7 protein-coding genes are annotated in these 15,024 nt (G+C 62.3%); 4 read left to right on the top strand and 3 right to left on the bottom strand.

The features are described 5' to 3' along the window. Positions 1 to 81 precede the first annotated feature (81 nt). Both NYQ88_RS15785 and pepN read right to left on the bottom strand, forming a co-directional pair. Positions 82 to 1,719, bottom strand: a complete 1,638-nt coding sequence (locus tag NYQ88_RS15785; protein ID WP_275652066.1) for a PAS domain-containing sensor histidine kinase — start codon at positions 1,717 to 1,719, stop codon at positions 82 to 84. Between the two features lie 290 nt (positions 1,720 to 2,009). Beyond that, the gene (gene pepN / locus NYQ88_RS15780; protein ID WP_275652065.1) at positions 2,010 to 4,646 is read right to left on the bottom strand and encodes an aminopeptidase N; all 2,637 of its coding nucleotides are present in this window, start codon (positions 4,644 to 4,646) and stop codon (positions 2,010 to 2,012) included. 314 nt (positions 4,647 to 4,960) lie between these two features. On the opposite strand from pepN, the gene NYQ88_RS15775 reads away from it, so the two are divergent. Beyond that, positions 4,961 to 6,811 (top strand): ABC transporter ATP-binding protein, encoded by a 1,851-nt coding sequence (locus NYQ88_RS15775; protein WP_275652064.1) that lies wholly within the window; start codon positions 4,961 to 4,963, stop codon positions 6,809 to 6,811. A 367-nt stretch (positions 6,812 to 7,178) separates the two neighbouring features. Beyond that, positions 7,179 to 9,032: an ABC transporter ATP-binding protein gene (locus NYQ88_RS15770; protein WP_275652063.1), complete on the top strand. Its 1,854-nt coding sequence runs from the start codon at positions 7,179 to 7,181 to the stop codon at positions 9,030 to 9,032. Between the two features lie 197 nt (positions 9,033 to 9,229). Here NYQ88_RS15770 and NYQ88_RS15765 read toward each other — a convergent pair whose 3' ends face one another. Continuing rightward, positions 9,230 to 11,152 (bottom strand): EAL domain-containing protein, encoded by a 1,923-nt coding sequence (locus NYQ88_RS15765; RefSeq protein WP_275652062.1) that lies wholly within the window; start codon positions 11,150 to 11,152, stop codon positions 9,230 to 9,232. Between the two features lie 290 nt (positions 11,153 to 11,442). Here NYQ88_RS15765 and NYQ88_RS15760 point away from each other — a divergent pair, with 290 nt between their 5' ends. Next, positions 11,443 to 13,917 carry a glycoside hydrolase family 2 protein gene (locus NYQ88_RS15760; RefSeq protein ID WP_275652061.1) on the top strand — a complete coding sequence of 825 codons (2,475 nt, stop codon included), beginning with the start codon at positions 11,443 to 11,445 and terminating at the stop codon, positions 13,915 to 13,917. Positions 13,918 to 14,093: 176 nt separating this feature from the next. Continuing rightward, positions 14,094 to 15,014: a DMT family transporter gene (locus NYQ88_RS15755; protein WP_275652060.1), complete on the top strand. Its 921-nt coding sequence runs from the start codon at positions 14,094 to 14,096 to the stop codon at positions 15,012 to 15,014. Positions 15,015 to 15,024: the final 10 nt, after the last annotated feature.

Here is a 15,024-nt window from a genome sequence, read left to right as displayed (position 1 = left end):
ATCTTTGGAAGCCACCATCCTTCTCCTCCCCCTACCAGGGGGAGGCCGGGTGGGGGTAAGCCCGCCCCGATTTTTGCAGGATCAGGCGACGTGCTGGGCCGTGCTCGTCTCGATCGGCAGGGAGATGGCGACCGTGGTGCCCATCGAAAGGGTCGAGTCGATCGCCATGTGTCCGCCACTGAGCTCAGCAATGGCCCGCGAGATGGAGATGCCGAGCCCGGGGCCAGCGCCTTCGCGGGTAAAGGTCGCGTCACCCAGCGCAAAGGGCTGGCTCAGCGTGTGGAGGCGCTCCTCGTCCATGCCGATGCCGGTGTCGGAAATCTCGATCACCACGCCATCTTCGGCGGCATAGGACGCCAGCGTGATCTTGCCGCCCCGCGGCGTAAACCGCACCGCGTTCTCAACGATATTGCCCACCATGCGGGTAAAGCCGAGCCGGTCGCCACGCACCATGGCGCCACAGGGCTGGCCCTGGCTGAGCTTGATGCCGGCCCGGTTCAGCTGGCCCTTGTAGCGGCGCGCAACGGTCGCCACTACGTCGTCCACGGCCACCAGGTCATTGCGCAGCACCTTCTGGCCGCCTTCAAGTTCCGCCAGGTCGAGAATGGCGGCGAAGGAGGTGAGGAGATGCTCGCCGGAGGTCTTGATCGACTGCACATATTCGCCATAGCGCGCATCGCCCAGCGGACCATAGGTCTCGTGCCGCAACAGCTCGGCAAAGCCGATGATGTGATTGAGCGGCGTGCGGATATCGTGGCTGAGATGGGCGAGGAAACTTGTCTTGGCGCGGCTCGCAGCCTCCGCCTTGATTTTCTCCTCGTGATAGCGCCGCGCCAGCAGGCGCTGCTCCTCGCGAATACTGCTCAGCAGGTCGTCGGTGCGCTTGCGCTCGGTGATATCGGATACCAGCACCATGAAGCCGCCATCGGGCATCGGCCGCTCATCGACCTGCAGGCAGCTTCCGTCGACGCGATGCAGCTCGAGCAGACGCCCGCCATCGTCGATCCGCACCAGTTTCATATAGCCGCCGACCACCATCTCGCAGAGCATCTGCTCATAGCCGAGGTTCGGGTCGAGCGCGCCGGTCTGCTGGCGATAGTGCTCATTGCACATGATCAGCTTGCCGCCGGCCGTCCAGCACGCGACGCCATGCGGGATCGAGGCGGCGAGCTGTTCATAGCCGAGCCGGCTGTCTTCGGATGGCAGTCCGTCGGGACGGCGGCGCCGCGCGCCAAAGGCGGTGATGAGGCCGGCCAGCGCAAAGGCGGCAGCTCCGCGCCCGGCGACACCTGCCAGCGCAGCGTGTTCCGGTGTGGCCGTCGGGGTGATCCCCTGGGGCAGAACCCCGACGCTCGTCGTGGAAAGTGTAGCCTGTGTGAACAGGCTTTCCGGCAGGCCTGCCGCGGTGTGCTTTTGCCTCGCGGCTTCTAGTGCCGTGGTAAATTGGGCGGGGGCGACATCGTCCAGTTCGGCCGAGATCAGCGCGCGAACCAGCTCCATATCCTTGCGCGCCTGGCCCAGGCTCATGTTCGCGTCATAGGCGACGAACAGTGTGGCCGAGAGAAAGGCAGTCGCGGCCACGGCGATCGTCGTTGGGTTCAGTCGGATGCGCAGGCCCTTGCGGTTGCCGGAAGCTTGCCCCTGGAGACGGGCAATAATGTTTCCTTCGCCAGCACGCACTGCACGCGCGCTGGCGCCGGATACCTCCGACGACAACATGAAATTCTCCGTAGTTTGAAGGGGTTAACCCCGAGCCGATTTGCTCTGTCCCAAACTAATGAATCATCCGGACCATGCTTGTCCAGACCGCTCTGAGGCCCTGATTCCGCGTTCCGGAAAAACGCGAGTCACTTGAATCACTTAGCGGTGAAGAAAAATCCTTCTCTTAATCGCTCGTTAAGGAACGTGCCGTGAACGCCTCTGTGGACAAGTCGCGCGTCCCCCCAGTGGTCACGGGGTTTCCGGGCGACGAGTGCCTCGAGAAAACCCCGTAAACCGGGCTAAAACCTTCAGCCTGCAAGGATTCGTTCGAGAATGTCCTGCGTGTTGCGGCTGAGGCCATCCTGATTCTTCAGTGATTCGAGGGCGGCGCGTCCCGCGCTTCGGCGGCGCTGCTCCAGCATCGGCAGAATGCGGAAACCGGTGAGGATGCGCGCGGCCACCTGCGGGTTGACCTTGTCGATCTCGGTCACCGCCTCGCAGATGAAGCGGAAGCCGCTGGCGTCGAGCCGGGTGAACTGGGCCGGATTGTTCATCACAAAGCTTCCCAGCAGTGAGCGCAGGCGATTGGGATTGGTGCGCGGGAAATCCGGTGCGGCCAGGATGGTCCGCATCCGCTCGATCAGGCCGTCATCCTTGGCCTGTGCCGAGGCCACCAGCCATTTGTCGAACACCAGCAGATCGCCAGAATAGCGCGTGCGGAAGTCTCCGAGCAGGGCTTGGGCGTCTGGGGTCCAGTTGCGCACCGATATGGCGAGCGCCGCGTAGCGCTCGGTCATGTTCCCGGCATTGGCATAGAGCCGCTCGGCCAGCGCTGCACCAATGTCGCTCCCGGCCACCAGCAGGGACAGCAGGGCCGTGCGCAGCGAGCGACGACCGGTCTGGCTGGCGCCAGGGCTATAGGCCTCGTGGATGGCCAGGCTGGCGAACAGGGCCTCGAGCGTGCCGGCCATAGGCGCGACCAGCGCAGTGATGAACGCGGCCCGCGCCTGGGCAATGGCATCGGGGTCGACGTCCCGCCCGATGTGACGGGCAATGTCGGTCTCGTCTGGAATGCCGATCGCCTGGGCCTTAAAGGCGTCGTCAAGATTGGCGTCGTTCAGCGTGTCGAGCAGCGCCTGGCGCAGCGCGTCGATATTGCCATTGTCCCAGGCCCGTCCCTCCGCGGCTTCGGCGAGGAGATGGGTGGAAACGCTCTGCAGCGCATCCCAGCGATTGAACGGATCGACATCGTGGCGGGCGAGGAACAGCAGCTCCTCCTGTCCCAGTCCCGAATGCAGCTTCACCGGGGCCGAGAAGCCTCGGAACAGCGACGGCACCGGCTTGTTGGCAATGCCTTCAAAGGTGAGGGTGACGCTGTCCTGGTCGAGGATGATGAGGTCGTCCTTCACCGTCCCGCCAGAGACCGCGCTCCAGCCCATGTCGCTGCCATTGGGGCCGATCAGCCCGAACCGCACCGGAATGACGAACGGCGCCTTTTCCGGCTGGTTCGGCGTTGGGTTGGTCTTCTGCGTCAGGGTCAGGCGATAGGTCTGAGTCGCCGCGTCATAGTCCTCAGTGGCGGTGACTTCAGGCGTGCCGGCCTCGGTATACCAGCGCGAAAACTGGCCGAGCTCGACGCCATTGGCCTCCTCGAACACGGCAATAAAGGCTTCGATTGTGGTCGCGTCGCCGTCATGACGGTCGAAATAGAGGTCCATTCCCTTGCGGAAACCCTCTTCGCCGAGGATCGTCGCCAGCATGCGCACCACTTCGGAGCCCTTCTGGTAGACGGTCGTCGTGTAGAAATTGTTGATCTCGCGATAGCGGTCCGGCCGCGGCGGATGGGCGAGGGGGCCGCCATCCTCGGGGAATTGCGTCACCCGCAGATTTTCCACGTCATGGATGCGCTGCACTGGCCGGCTGCGCTCGTCCGACGAGAACTCCTGGTCGCGATAGACCGTCAGCCCTTCCTTGAGGCAGAGCTGGAACCAGTCGCGGCAGGTGATGCGATTGCCCGTCCAGTTATGGAAATATTCGTGGGCGATCACCCGCTCGATGCTGGCGTAATTGGCGTCGCTCGCCGTTTCGGGCGAAGCGAAAACCAGCTTGTCGTTGAAGATGTTGAGGCCCTTGTTCTCCATCGCGCCGAAATTGAAATCGGACACGGCGACGATGTTGAACACGTCGAGGTCATATTCGCGCCCGAAGCGCTTTTCGTCCCAGGCCATGGAGCGTTTGAGGCTGTCCATGGCGTAGAGGCATTCGCTCTCCTTGCCGTGGGTGCAATAGATGGCCAGGTCCACCTTGCGGCCACTCATGGTGGTAAAACTGTCGTGGATCGAGCCGAGGTCGCCGGCCACCAGCGCAAAGAGATAGGCCGGCTTGGGGAAAGGATCTTCCCAGACGACATAATGCATGCCGTCGCCCGCTTCGCCCGCCTCAAGCAGATTGCCATTGGAGAGGAGAACCGGCGCAACGCTCTTCGGCGCGGTGATGCGCACCTTGAACGGGGCGAGAATGTCGGGCCGGTCGAGATAATAGGTAATGCGCCGGAACCCCTCGGGCTCGCACTGGGTGCACCAGGTGCCGCTCGAGCGATAAAGCCCCATCAGCTTTGAATTGGTTTCGGGCCGCAGCAGTACTTCGGTTTCGAGCACGAAGCGCCGGTGCGGCGGCTCCACCAATGTCAGCCCGTTCTCATCGGCAGCGTAGGCGGCCAGCACCAGCGGCGCCCCGTCGATGGCGATTGAATCAAGGCTGATGCCGTCGCCATCGAGCACCAGCGGCGTGCCGGGCTCGGTCCCGTCGCGCGGTTCGATGGTCAGTTGCGCCCGGACGCGGGTCGTCTCTTCGGTAATCTTGAAGTCCAGATCGACCGAAATGATGCGATATGGCGTCGGCGCATAGTCGCGAAGGAAGATTGTGTGTTCGGTGTCCGTGCGCATGAGGCGGTCCAATTACAACGTTATTTCTGGCAAACGAGTGTGGCCGTCCGGTAACAGCCGTTCCCTGTCATTTGTGTATGCTACCGGGCTCCCGGCTCATAGCCTCTTCTTCGCCAGCAATTGGGACAGCATTGCGGAGGAGGCTCGGGGCCACCCCATACGATACTCCTCTGCGCCGGTGCGGACGCATGAGTGTCTCTTTATAGATTTCCGGTTCGTCATGTTCCTGGCCGCGAGCTGCTGACCGCATGTGTCACACCGCTCGCATAAGCCTCGGTCATGGTGCGAACATACGGAATTGAACGGTACACGACATGCTGAGCTGGTTTGAAAAGCGGCTGAACGCCTATCCCCTGACAGAGCCGAGCGAGCCGCCGAAGGGCCTGCTTGCCTTCTGCCTCCACTATAGCCACGGCGCCAAGAAGTGGTTGGCGGCGATGACTGTTCTCGGCGCGGGCATCGCCCTGCTCGAGATCCTGCTGTTCGGCTTCATGGGCTCCATCGTCGACTGGCTCAGCAATGCAAATCCCGACACCTTCCTTGCCGAAGAAGGCTGGAAGCTCGCCGGCATGGCCGCGGTCCTGCTCATCGCCATTCCCGGCCTGCAGCTGATCGATTCCATGATCATCCACCAGACCCTGCTGGGTAATCTCCCCCAGCGCATCCGCTGGATGGCGCACCGCTATCTCATCCGCCAGTCGATGAGCTATTTCCAGGACGAGTTTGCAGGCCGCATCGGCGCCAAGCTGATGCAGACCGCGCTGGCCGTGCGCGAAGTGGTAATGAAGCTGCTCGACGTCACCGTCTATGTGGTCGTCTACTTCGCTGGCGCCGTCGTCCTCGCCGCCATGAGCGATCTGTGGCTCGCCGTGCCCTTCATTGTCTGGCTGGTCTGCTACGTCTGCCTGCTGCGCTATTTCATCCCGCGCCTGGGCAAGATTTCCGAGGCCCAGGCTGATGCGCGCTCGATGATGACCGGCCGCATCGTCGACAGCTACACCAATATCGCCACGGTCAAGCTGTTCTCCCATTCGCGTCGCGAAGAGGGCTATGCCCGCGAGGCCATGGATGGGTTCCTGGGCACTGTTTACCGCCAGATGCGCATGGTCACCGGCCTTCAGGTCATCATCACCCTGATGAACTGCACGCTGCTGTTCGCCGTCTTCGGCGTCGGCATCTGGCAGTGGCTCAATGGCAATATGACCCCCGGCGCCATCGCCGTGGCCGCCGCCCTCGTGCTGCGCTTCCAGGGCATGAGCCAGTGGGTGATGTGGGAAATGTCAGCCCTGTTCGAGAACATCGGCGTCGTGCGCGATGGCATCTCCTCCATCTCGCTGCCGCGCGTCGTCGCCGACAAGCCCGAAGCCAAGCCGATTGGCACCGTCAATGGCGACATCAAGTTCGATCAGGTGTCGTTCCACTACGGCAAGTCGTCCGGCGTCATCGAGGGGCTCAACCTCCATATCCGCCCCGGCGAAAAGATCGGCCTCGTCGGCCGCTCCGGCGCCGGCAAGTCGACCATCGTCAACCTGCTGCTGCGCTTCTATGACCGTCAGGGCGGACGCATCCTCGTCGATGGCCACGACATCTCCGAGATCCAGCAGGATAGCCTGCGCGCCAATATCGGCGTCGTCACGCAGGACACCTCGCTGCTCCACCGTTCGGTCCGCGAAAACATCGTCTATGGCCGCCCCGACGCGAACGAGGAAGAGATGATCGAAGCCGCAAAGCTCGCCGAGGCGCATGACTTCATCCTCGGGCTCTCCGATCTCAAGGGCCGCAAGGGCTATGACGCCCATGTCGGCGAACGCGGGGTCAAACTGTCCGGCGGCCAGCGCCAGCGCATCGCCATCGCCCGTGTTCTGCTCAAGAACGCGCCGATCCTCGTGCTCGACGAAGCCACTTCCGCGCTCGACAGCGAGGTCGAAGCCGCCATTCAGGGCCAGCTGCAGCTTTTGATGAACGGCAAGACCGTGATCGCCATCGCCCACCGCCTCTCCACCATCGCCATGATGGACCGTCTGGTGGTGCTGGATAAGGGCCAGATCGTCGAGCAGGGCACTCATGCCGAGCTCGTCGACAGCGGCGGCATCTACAGCCAGCTCTGGCAACGCCAGTCCGGCGGCTTCATCGACGCCGACCAACCCGAAGAGGCGGCGCAGTAACTTTCTTCCCCTCTCCCCTTGAGGGACTTCGAGGCGACCCGGAGGGTGCAATCGCTCCAGTGGAGCGATTGCAGGCGAGAAGGCCTGAAGGGCTTTGCCCGAAAGGCAGGAACACAGAGGGGTGCTGCGCCATCCCATGCTTCACAGCCGAGGGGATGCGCAGACCTCTCTTCCCAGCCGGATTCGGTGACGAATTCGGTCCCAAACAACGCAAAGGAGAACCCAGATGGGTGACATCAATCAGATTGAACTGGCGCGAAATCCCATTCCCGCTGCGGGCGCCGTCATCCGAACCAGACCCATTGATCGTCACCGAACCTGATCCGGATCTTTTCCGTCAGGCGCGGCTCAAAAATATGAGCACCAAATGTTCAACCGCGTCGTCGATTACTTCGACAATCTCTATTCGCCCGTCGCTCTGGCCAAGAACCGCCAGCCGCCCATGGGCCTCAATGCCTTCGTTGGCTATTTCGTCCGCCAGTTCAAAACCGCCTTCGCGCTCCGCATAGGCCTGGTTGCCATCGGCTCCGTCGCCGATGCGCTGATGCCCGTTTTCGTCGGCCTCATCGTCGGCATGCTGGCCACCACCAATCCCGGCGAAATCTTCGATGTCCACGGCCAGACCCTGCTCTGGATGATCTTCGTCGTCGCCGTGGTCCGTCCGCTGACCTTCCTCCTCGACACGCTGATCCGCAACCATGCCATCGTGCCGAACCTCGTCGATATCATCCGCTGGCAGAGCCATTGGCACGTCATCCGCCAGAGCTGGACCTTCTTCCAGAACGACTTTGCCGGCCGCATCGCCAACAAGGTCATCCAGGCCGGCGAGGCGGTGGAAATCGGGGTCAATCTCACCATCGACGCCGCCTGGTACGCGCTGATCTTCGTCATCGTGGCGATCGTCGTGCTGGCCCAGCTCGATCTCGTCCTCTTGGTGCCGATCGGCGTCTGGCTGCTGCTCTACGCCATCCTTTTCGTCATGACCATGCCGCTGATCGCCCGCTACTCCGAGGAGCTTTCGGAGGCAAAATCGGTGATGACCGGCCGGATCGTGGACAGCTACACCAATATCCACACCATCAAGACCTTCGCCACCGGCGGGCACGAAGACCGCTATGTCGCCGACAGCGTCATGGATCACGCCATCAGCTTCCGCAAGCTGATGCGGGTGTTCACCTACATGTGGTCGGTGCTGTTCCTGCTCAATGCGGGCCTCGTGGTCTCGGTCACCTGGCTGGCGCTGAGCGGCTGGAACAATGGCGTTCTGTCTGCTGCCGCGGTGGCGACGGCTGTGCCGTTCGCCCTCCAGATCATGAACATGAGCGGCTGGATCCTCGAGATCGGCTCGAACATCTTCCGGCAGATCGGCACGACGCGGGACTCGATGGACACCATCGCCCAGCCCCTCACCATGCTCGACGCGCCCGAGGCTCAGCCCCTGGCCGTCCGCGATGGCGGGATCGTCTACGACAAGGTCAGCTTCAACTACTGGCGCGGCAAGGAGGGCAGCGTCATCGATGACTTCAGCCTTGCCATCCGCCCCGGCGAAAAGATCGGCCTCGTCGGCCGCTCCGGCTCGGGCAAGTCGACGCTGGTCAACCTCGCCCTGCGCATGTTCGACGTGCAGGAGGGCACCATCCGCATAGATGGGCATGACATCCGCAATGTCACCCAGGAAAGCCTGCGTGGCGCCATCGGCCTCGTTAGCCAGGATACCTCGCTGCTCCATCGGTCCGTCCGCGAAAACCTCAAATATGGTAATCACTTCGCCAGCGACGAGGCGATGATCTCAGCGGCCGAACAGGCCAGGATCCACGATGTCATCACCACCCTCTCCGACCCGCAGGGGCGGCGGGGCTATGATGCCCATGTCGGCGAGCGTGGCGTAAAGCTCTCAGGCGGCCAGCGCCAGCGCGTTGCCATCGCCCGGGTGCTGCTCAAGAACGCGCCGATCCTTGTGCTCGACGAAGCCACCTCGGCCCTCGACAGCGAGGTCGAAGCGGCCATCCAGGAGCAGCTGACCACGTTGATGCAGGGCAAGACGGTGATCGCCATCGCCCATCGCCTCTCCACCATTGCCGCCATGGATCGTCTGGTTGTGCTGGAAAAGGGCCGCATCGTCGAGGAGGGCACCCACGCCCAACTGCTCTCGACCGGCGGGCATTACGCAATGCTCTGGGAGCGCCAGTCCGGCGGTTTCCTTGACTTGGAGGCGTCCTGAAAGGCCAGGCGCGCCAGTGGCGCGACTGGAGCCGACAAGGCCATGAGAGCTACGCTCGAATGGCGGGGCGTCCTGAAGGTCAAACGCGCCGGTGGCGCGTTTGAAGCCGACAAGGCCTTGAGAGCTATGCTCGAATGGCCGGCGCCCGCGCACTGGCATCAAGACACGAGGGCGGGGCCATCGGCCTTCGCCCTTGCTCATCCCACAGCTTCGAGCGTCACGCTCCGGTGATCGCGTTCATTTCGCCGCTGCTCATGGGCCAGATAGTCGAGCAACGCCTCTGTGGTCATCGGTCGGCCGAACAGATAGCCCTGGATCACCCGGGCCCCCATGTTGACCAGCGTCTCGAGCTGCGCCTCAGTTTCGACGCCCTCGAAAATGCACTCCATGCCCAGATTGCGGCACAGGTCGATCATCGTCTGGACGATGGCGCGGCTGGTCACATCCGTGGTGATATTGCTGACAAAGCTGCGATCGATCTTGATCTGATGCAGGGGCAATTGCTGCACATGTGTCAGGCTGGAATGGCCGGTGCCGAAGTCGTCGAGCGCAATGCGTGCGCCAAGGCGCAGCAGGGCGAGCAGTGACTGGTTGGCCTGCGCCAGATCCCGCATCACGGCAGTCTCGGTGAGCTCGAAGTCGATCCGCGGCGGCCTGGGGTGTGCGCTCACCTGCGCCACGATCTTGTCGATCGCGGTGGCCGAGCCGATGTCATTGGCTGACAGGTTGACGGAAAGCCGCAGCGGCGCGGGCACCACTTCCGAAATCGCCAGCGCCTTGCGCAGCACGATCTGCGTGATGTGCGAGATCTTGCCGATGCGCTCGGCCATCGGGATGAAGTCTGCCGGACTGACGTCGCCCAATACCGGGCTTTTCCAGCGCGCCAGCACCTCGACGCCCACCGTTTGGCCGAGCGCCATGTCATACTGCGGCTGCAGCAGAATGTGGATCTCGGTGTCGAGGTCAGCGGTATAGAGCTGCTCCTCCATGCGGCGGACCTGAATGAGTTCGCGCGCGTGGTGGCGCGAAAACACCACGCTCTCTCCGCGCGCGTCCCGCTTGGCCACCCAGGTCGCATAGTCAGCGCGGTCGAAAAGGCGGTCGGGGGTATCGCCTGGCTCGGAAACGGCAAGTCCCGCCGAAGCGGTGATGCGCACGTCGCCGAGGCTCATGTAGAACGTCTGTGCGATGCAGCTGGTGATGGACTGGCCGAGGGCATTGAGATCATCCCGGCTGATGGGGCCGGCGAATACAATGGCAAACTTGTCGGCATCGAGCCGGGCCAGAAAGCTGCCGTGTGAGATCAGCGCCCCAAGACGCTGGGCAATCTCGCCGAGCACCTGATCTCCGGTGATCTGTCCGAACAGCTGGTTGACCGTTTTGAAATTGTCGATGTCGACTCTGGCGACGCCAATCGGGGTATTGCTGCTGTCAGCGGCCTCGAGTGCTGCCTGGAAATGCCTGTCGAAGTGGCGGCGATTGGGCAGGCCGGTCAGCGCATCGAGGTTGGCGAGGCGGTGGTTCTCTTCGAGCAGACGCTGCGTTTCGGCCTGTCGCTGCGCCATGGCGTTGCGCGAGGCGACGAGGGCGGAAAAATCGCGGTGGTTCCACACGATGACGAAGGCCAGCGTGGCCAGCACGGCAACCAGGTTGATGGCGAGAGCAATATAGCTCGCGCCGCCAAGCCCGGCGAGAAAGGTCACATAAGGGGCGGCCACGATCACTGCCACCAGCAGCGCGGCGATGCGCACATGCATCAGGCAAAGCGCACAGCCAACGGTGGTCAGAGCCATGAAGCCGAGCAGGTGAAACCGCTGCTCACTGCTCCCGTACTGGAACAGGCTCAGCCCCCAGGCAACGAAACAAACCGACAGCGCGACACTGAGGCCGATCATCACCCGCACGCGCTTGCGTGCAGTCCCGGCACACACCTGATTGTCGCGGTTGGACCACCATGCAGCAAGGCGCATGCAGCAGAGCAACACCAGTCCGCCAGGCACATAGATGGTGTAGAGCGGGGGAGCATCCCCCAGGTGCATCCAGGCAACCGTCAGCGTATTGCAGACCAGCATGAGATACATGAGCGGCATCTGGCGGCTGAGCGCACGCCATTGGTCCACGGACAAGTCCGGACCTTCTTGCCTCCCGGGAAATTTCTCACGCAGATTTAGGATAGTCGCCTCGTTCTACTGGTTGCACAGGAAACTAGCCTCCCAAGTGCTAAAACACCGGTAAACAGGTGGATCGGCTTTGCAGCGATCGCGAAATAATCTGGTTACACTCTCGTCTCTGTTGGATTTGCCTGTCGAGGGCCATTGGAATGGCGGAAATCTGCCGCTAAAAGAGCGGTTAAATCGATTGCGTTGCGGGTGAGGCAGCGCTCCGGCAAAGGCCGGTTCCGGAGGAAATAATGGCTATCGACGCCCACAATTCCGCTCTCGACCTGAGCGGGCACTTTACGCTGACCGCAAATTCGCGCGGCATCTCCACGGCCATTACCCTTCCGGGCGACGTGCATGGCGCCCTGCTGGCCGCCGATCTCATCCCCGATCCCTATTTCGGCGAGAACGAAAAGCCGGTGATGTGGGTCAATGAGACGGCTTGGACCATGGAGCGCAGTTTTAGCGCCGATGCCACAGACATCGACGGCTATCTGACGCTCACCCTCTCCGAGGTTGATTGCATCGCCACCATCCTGCTCAACGGCGAAGTCATCGCCAAAACCGACAACAGCTTTGTCCGCCACGACATCGACGTCACCGGCAAGGTCCGTGCCGGCGAAAACACCCTGCGCCTCGAGTTCGACATCGCTCCCGATGTGGCCAAGGCCCGTGCCGACGCGCACCCGTTCCCCATTCCCTTCACCTACAACTACCAGACCAATGGGCTGAAGGGCATCCACATGAACTTCATCCGCAAGGCAGCCTGCCATGCGGGTTGGGACTGGGGCATCTGCCTCATGCCTATCGGCGTCTATGGCACAATGAGCCTGCGCAAATCCCGCCTCGCCCGGCAGGAGAGCGTCCAGGTCGATCAGCGCCATTCCGAAGGCTCGGTTGACCTCGTCATCAAGATCCGCCTCCACGCCTTCGCCGCCGGCGAGGTGAAGCTCGAGCACACCATCGACGGTCAGCTGATTGCCGAGATGATCCCCGTCGACAAGGGCGAGAACGTCCTGACCCACACCATCACCATCCGCGACCCCGATCTCTGGTGGCCGGCAGGGCAGGGCGCCCAGCCGCTCTATGAGCTGGTGACCGACCTCGACGGTGAGATCACCACCCGCAGGATCGGGCTCAGAAAGCTCGAATGGATCGTCGAAAAGGACGAGATCGACCATTCCTTCAAATGCCGCATCAACGGCCGCGACATCACCATGATGGGCGCTAACTGGATCCCGGCCGACGCCATCCCGAGCCGCATCACTCCTGACATCATTCGTGACCTGCTCGGCAGCGCCAAGGCGGCCAACATGAACATGTTGCGCATCTGGGGCGGCGGCCAGTACGAGCCGGACTATTTCTACGATCTCTGCGACGAGCTCGGTATCCTCATCTGGCACGACTTCATGTTCTCCTGCATGAGCTATCCGTCCAATCGAGAGTTCCTTGAGAGCGTCGAGACCGAGATCACCCAGCAGGTTCGCCGCCTCAGCCACCACGCCTGCCTGGCGCTCTGGTGTGGCGACAACGAAGTCATCGGCTCGCTCAACTGGTATCCGGAAACCAAGTCGCAGAAAGAGCGCTACGTCGCCAATTACGACCGGCTCAATTCCCTGCTCCAACGCATCGTCGAGGACGAAGATCCGATCCGCCGCTTCTGGCCGTCCTCGCCCTCGCTCGGCTACATGGATTTCTCGGACGGCTGGCACTCCGACACCCGCGGTGACTTTCACTATTGGGACGTCTGGCACTCGGCCAAGAGCTTTGACGCCTACCGCACCGTCAATCCGCGCTTCGCCTCCGAGTTCGGCTTCCAGTCCTTCACCTCGATGAATGTCATCGAGACCTTCGCAGACGAGAAGGACCGCAACCCGTCCTCGCCGGTCATGGAGAACCACCAGCGCAACAATGGCGGCAATGCCCGCATCATTGAGACGATGACGCGCTATTTCCGCTTCCCGCGCGACTTCGACCAGATGGTGTTTCTCAGCCAGATCCAGCAGGGCCTCGCCATCAAGACCGCCATCGAATATTGGCGTTCGACCAAGCCGCGCTGCATGGGCACGCTCTACTGGCAGATCAACGACATCTGGCCGGTCGCCTCCTGGTCCTCGCTCGACTACGGCGGGCAGTGGAAGCTGATGCACTACATGGCCCGACGCTTTTATAGCCTCGTCAATGTCGTGGCCGTGCCCGACGCCGAAAACACTGCAGTCACACTCAAGGCCGTCAATGATAGCAGTCTGCTAACCAACTCGACCATTGTGCTACAGGCTGTGGCCCTTTCCGGCAGCACGCGCGAACTCTGGTCGGGCACGCTCGAAATCCCCCAGGACACGGCTATCGTCGCCACCGAAATTGCTCTTCCGGATCTGGCCGAGGACGAATTCCTCCTCTTCTCGTGGACAGACGCTGACGGCAAGCCATTGGGTCAGAACGACTATTTCCCAAAACCCTATAAGGCCTACGAGCTGCCCCGTCCGTCGATCAGCGCCATATGGGCCGAAGTCGACGGGGTAGCCGCGGTCACCCTCGCTACAGATGCCACCGCGCTCTTTACCACCATCAGTGTCGATGCCCCGGGGATCTTCTCGGACAATTCTATCACCCTTATTCCCGGCCATCCGGTGACCCTGACCTTCACCCCGCGGCACGGCAAAACCGTCGAAATCGCGGCGCTGGCAGCCTCGACCCGCGTCCGCAATCTGGCCGAAACCTTCTGACAGTTCAGGAGAAAATGCCATCTGCCATACCAGAAACAGGCCGCCCCCATTGACTTGGCGGGCGGTCTGAAGAAGGCTGGGGCAGGCCGACAGAGTTGCGGCCATACTGGATCTATAATGCTTACCCTCATCCCCGGCGGCGTTCACGCCCGCCCCTCCACTGGTCGGTTCTGACCATGGCCCAGCCCGTCGCGCCCATCGAAAACAAGGTCAACCTGGCCATCGGCCTCGTCCTGATCTCGCAACTCGTCCTGCTCGTCCTCGACATCTCGGCCAAGTGGCTTTCAGTGGAAGGCGTGCCGACCACCGAAATCGTCTTCGTGCGCTACGGCATGCACTTCTTCCTGCTGCTGCTCCTGTTCCTCCCGGTGAGCGGAAAAAACCTCTTTCAGACCAATAACTTGAAGCTGGAACTGCTGCGCGGCGCCTGCCTTTTGGCGACCACCGGACTTAATTTCTGGGCCATGCGTTTCCTGCCGCTGACCGTCACCAGCGCCATCCAGTTCACCTCGCCGCTGATCATCTGCGCCCTGTCCGGGCCCTTTTTGGGCGAGAAAGTCGGCTGGCGTCGCTGGGTGGCCATCGGCATTGGGTTTATCGGCACCATGATCATCGTTCGCCCCGGGTCAGAAGCGTTTCAGCCGGCCGCGCTGATCAGCGTCGCCTGTGCCTTCTTCCTCGCCATTTTCGCGATCCTCACCCGCAAGCTAGCGGGCGTAGACGGCGCGCTCACCCAGCAGTTCTACGCTGGCGGCGTGCCGGTTATCCTCTTGGCGCCGTTCGCTTTTGGCGATTGGGCCTGGCCCAGCCAGCCGATTTCCTGGGTCGCCTTCTTCATCATGGGCGCCGCCGGACTGCTCGGTCACTTCCTCAACTCGACCGCGCACAGGTTCGCCGGGCCCGCAGCGCTGGCCCCATTCAGCTACCTCAGCCTGCTCTATCTTTCGATCGCCAGTTGGCTCGTCTTCAACGAGCCACCCGACCAGTTCTTCATTCTCGGTGCCGGCATCATCATCGCCAGCGGGCTCTATATCTGGCTGCGCGAACGGGCTCTCAACAAGTCAGCAAGCGTCGTCGATCCCGTGCTTGAGCGCTGAAGATCCAGCG

Origin of the sequence: Devosia sp. SD17-2, from assembly GCF_029201565.1 — a bacterium.
In the GTDB taxonomy this organism is placed as follows: domain Bacteria; phylum Pseudomonadota; class Alphaproteobacteria; order Rhizobiales; family Devosiaceae; genus Devosia.
The sequence above is the reverse complement of the archived record's forward strand: the minus strand, read 5'-3'. Positions and strand labels throughout refer to the sequence as shown.

Coding starts and splice junctions, on each gene's coding strand:
- pepN (WP_275652065.1), bottom strand. CDS start 4,646: ATGCGCACGGACACCGAACACACAATCTTCCTTCGCGACTATGCGCCG.
- NYQ88_RS15770 (WP_275652063.1), top strand. CDS start 7,179: ATGTTCAACCGCGTCGTCGATTACTTCGACAATCTCTATTCGCCCGTC.
- NYQ88_RS15775 (WP_275652064.1), top strand. CDS start 4,961: ATGCTGAGCTGGTTTGAAAAGCGGCTGAACGCCTATCCCCTGACAGAG.
- NYQ88_RS15755 (WP_275652060.1), top strand. CDS start 14,094: ATGGCCCAGCCCGTCGCGCCCATCGAAAACAAGGTCAACCTGGCCATC.
- NYQ88_RS15785 (WP_275652066.1), bottom strand. CDS start 1,719: ATGTTGTCGTCGGAGGTATCCGGCGCCAGCGCGCGTGCAGTGCGTGCT.
- NYQ88_RS15760 (WP_275652061.1), top strand. CDS start 11,443: ATGGCTATCGACGCCCACAATTCCGCTCTCGACCTGAGCGGGCACTTT.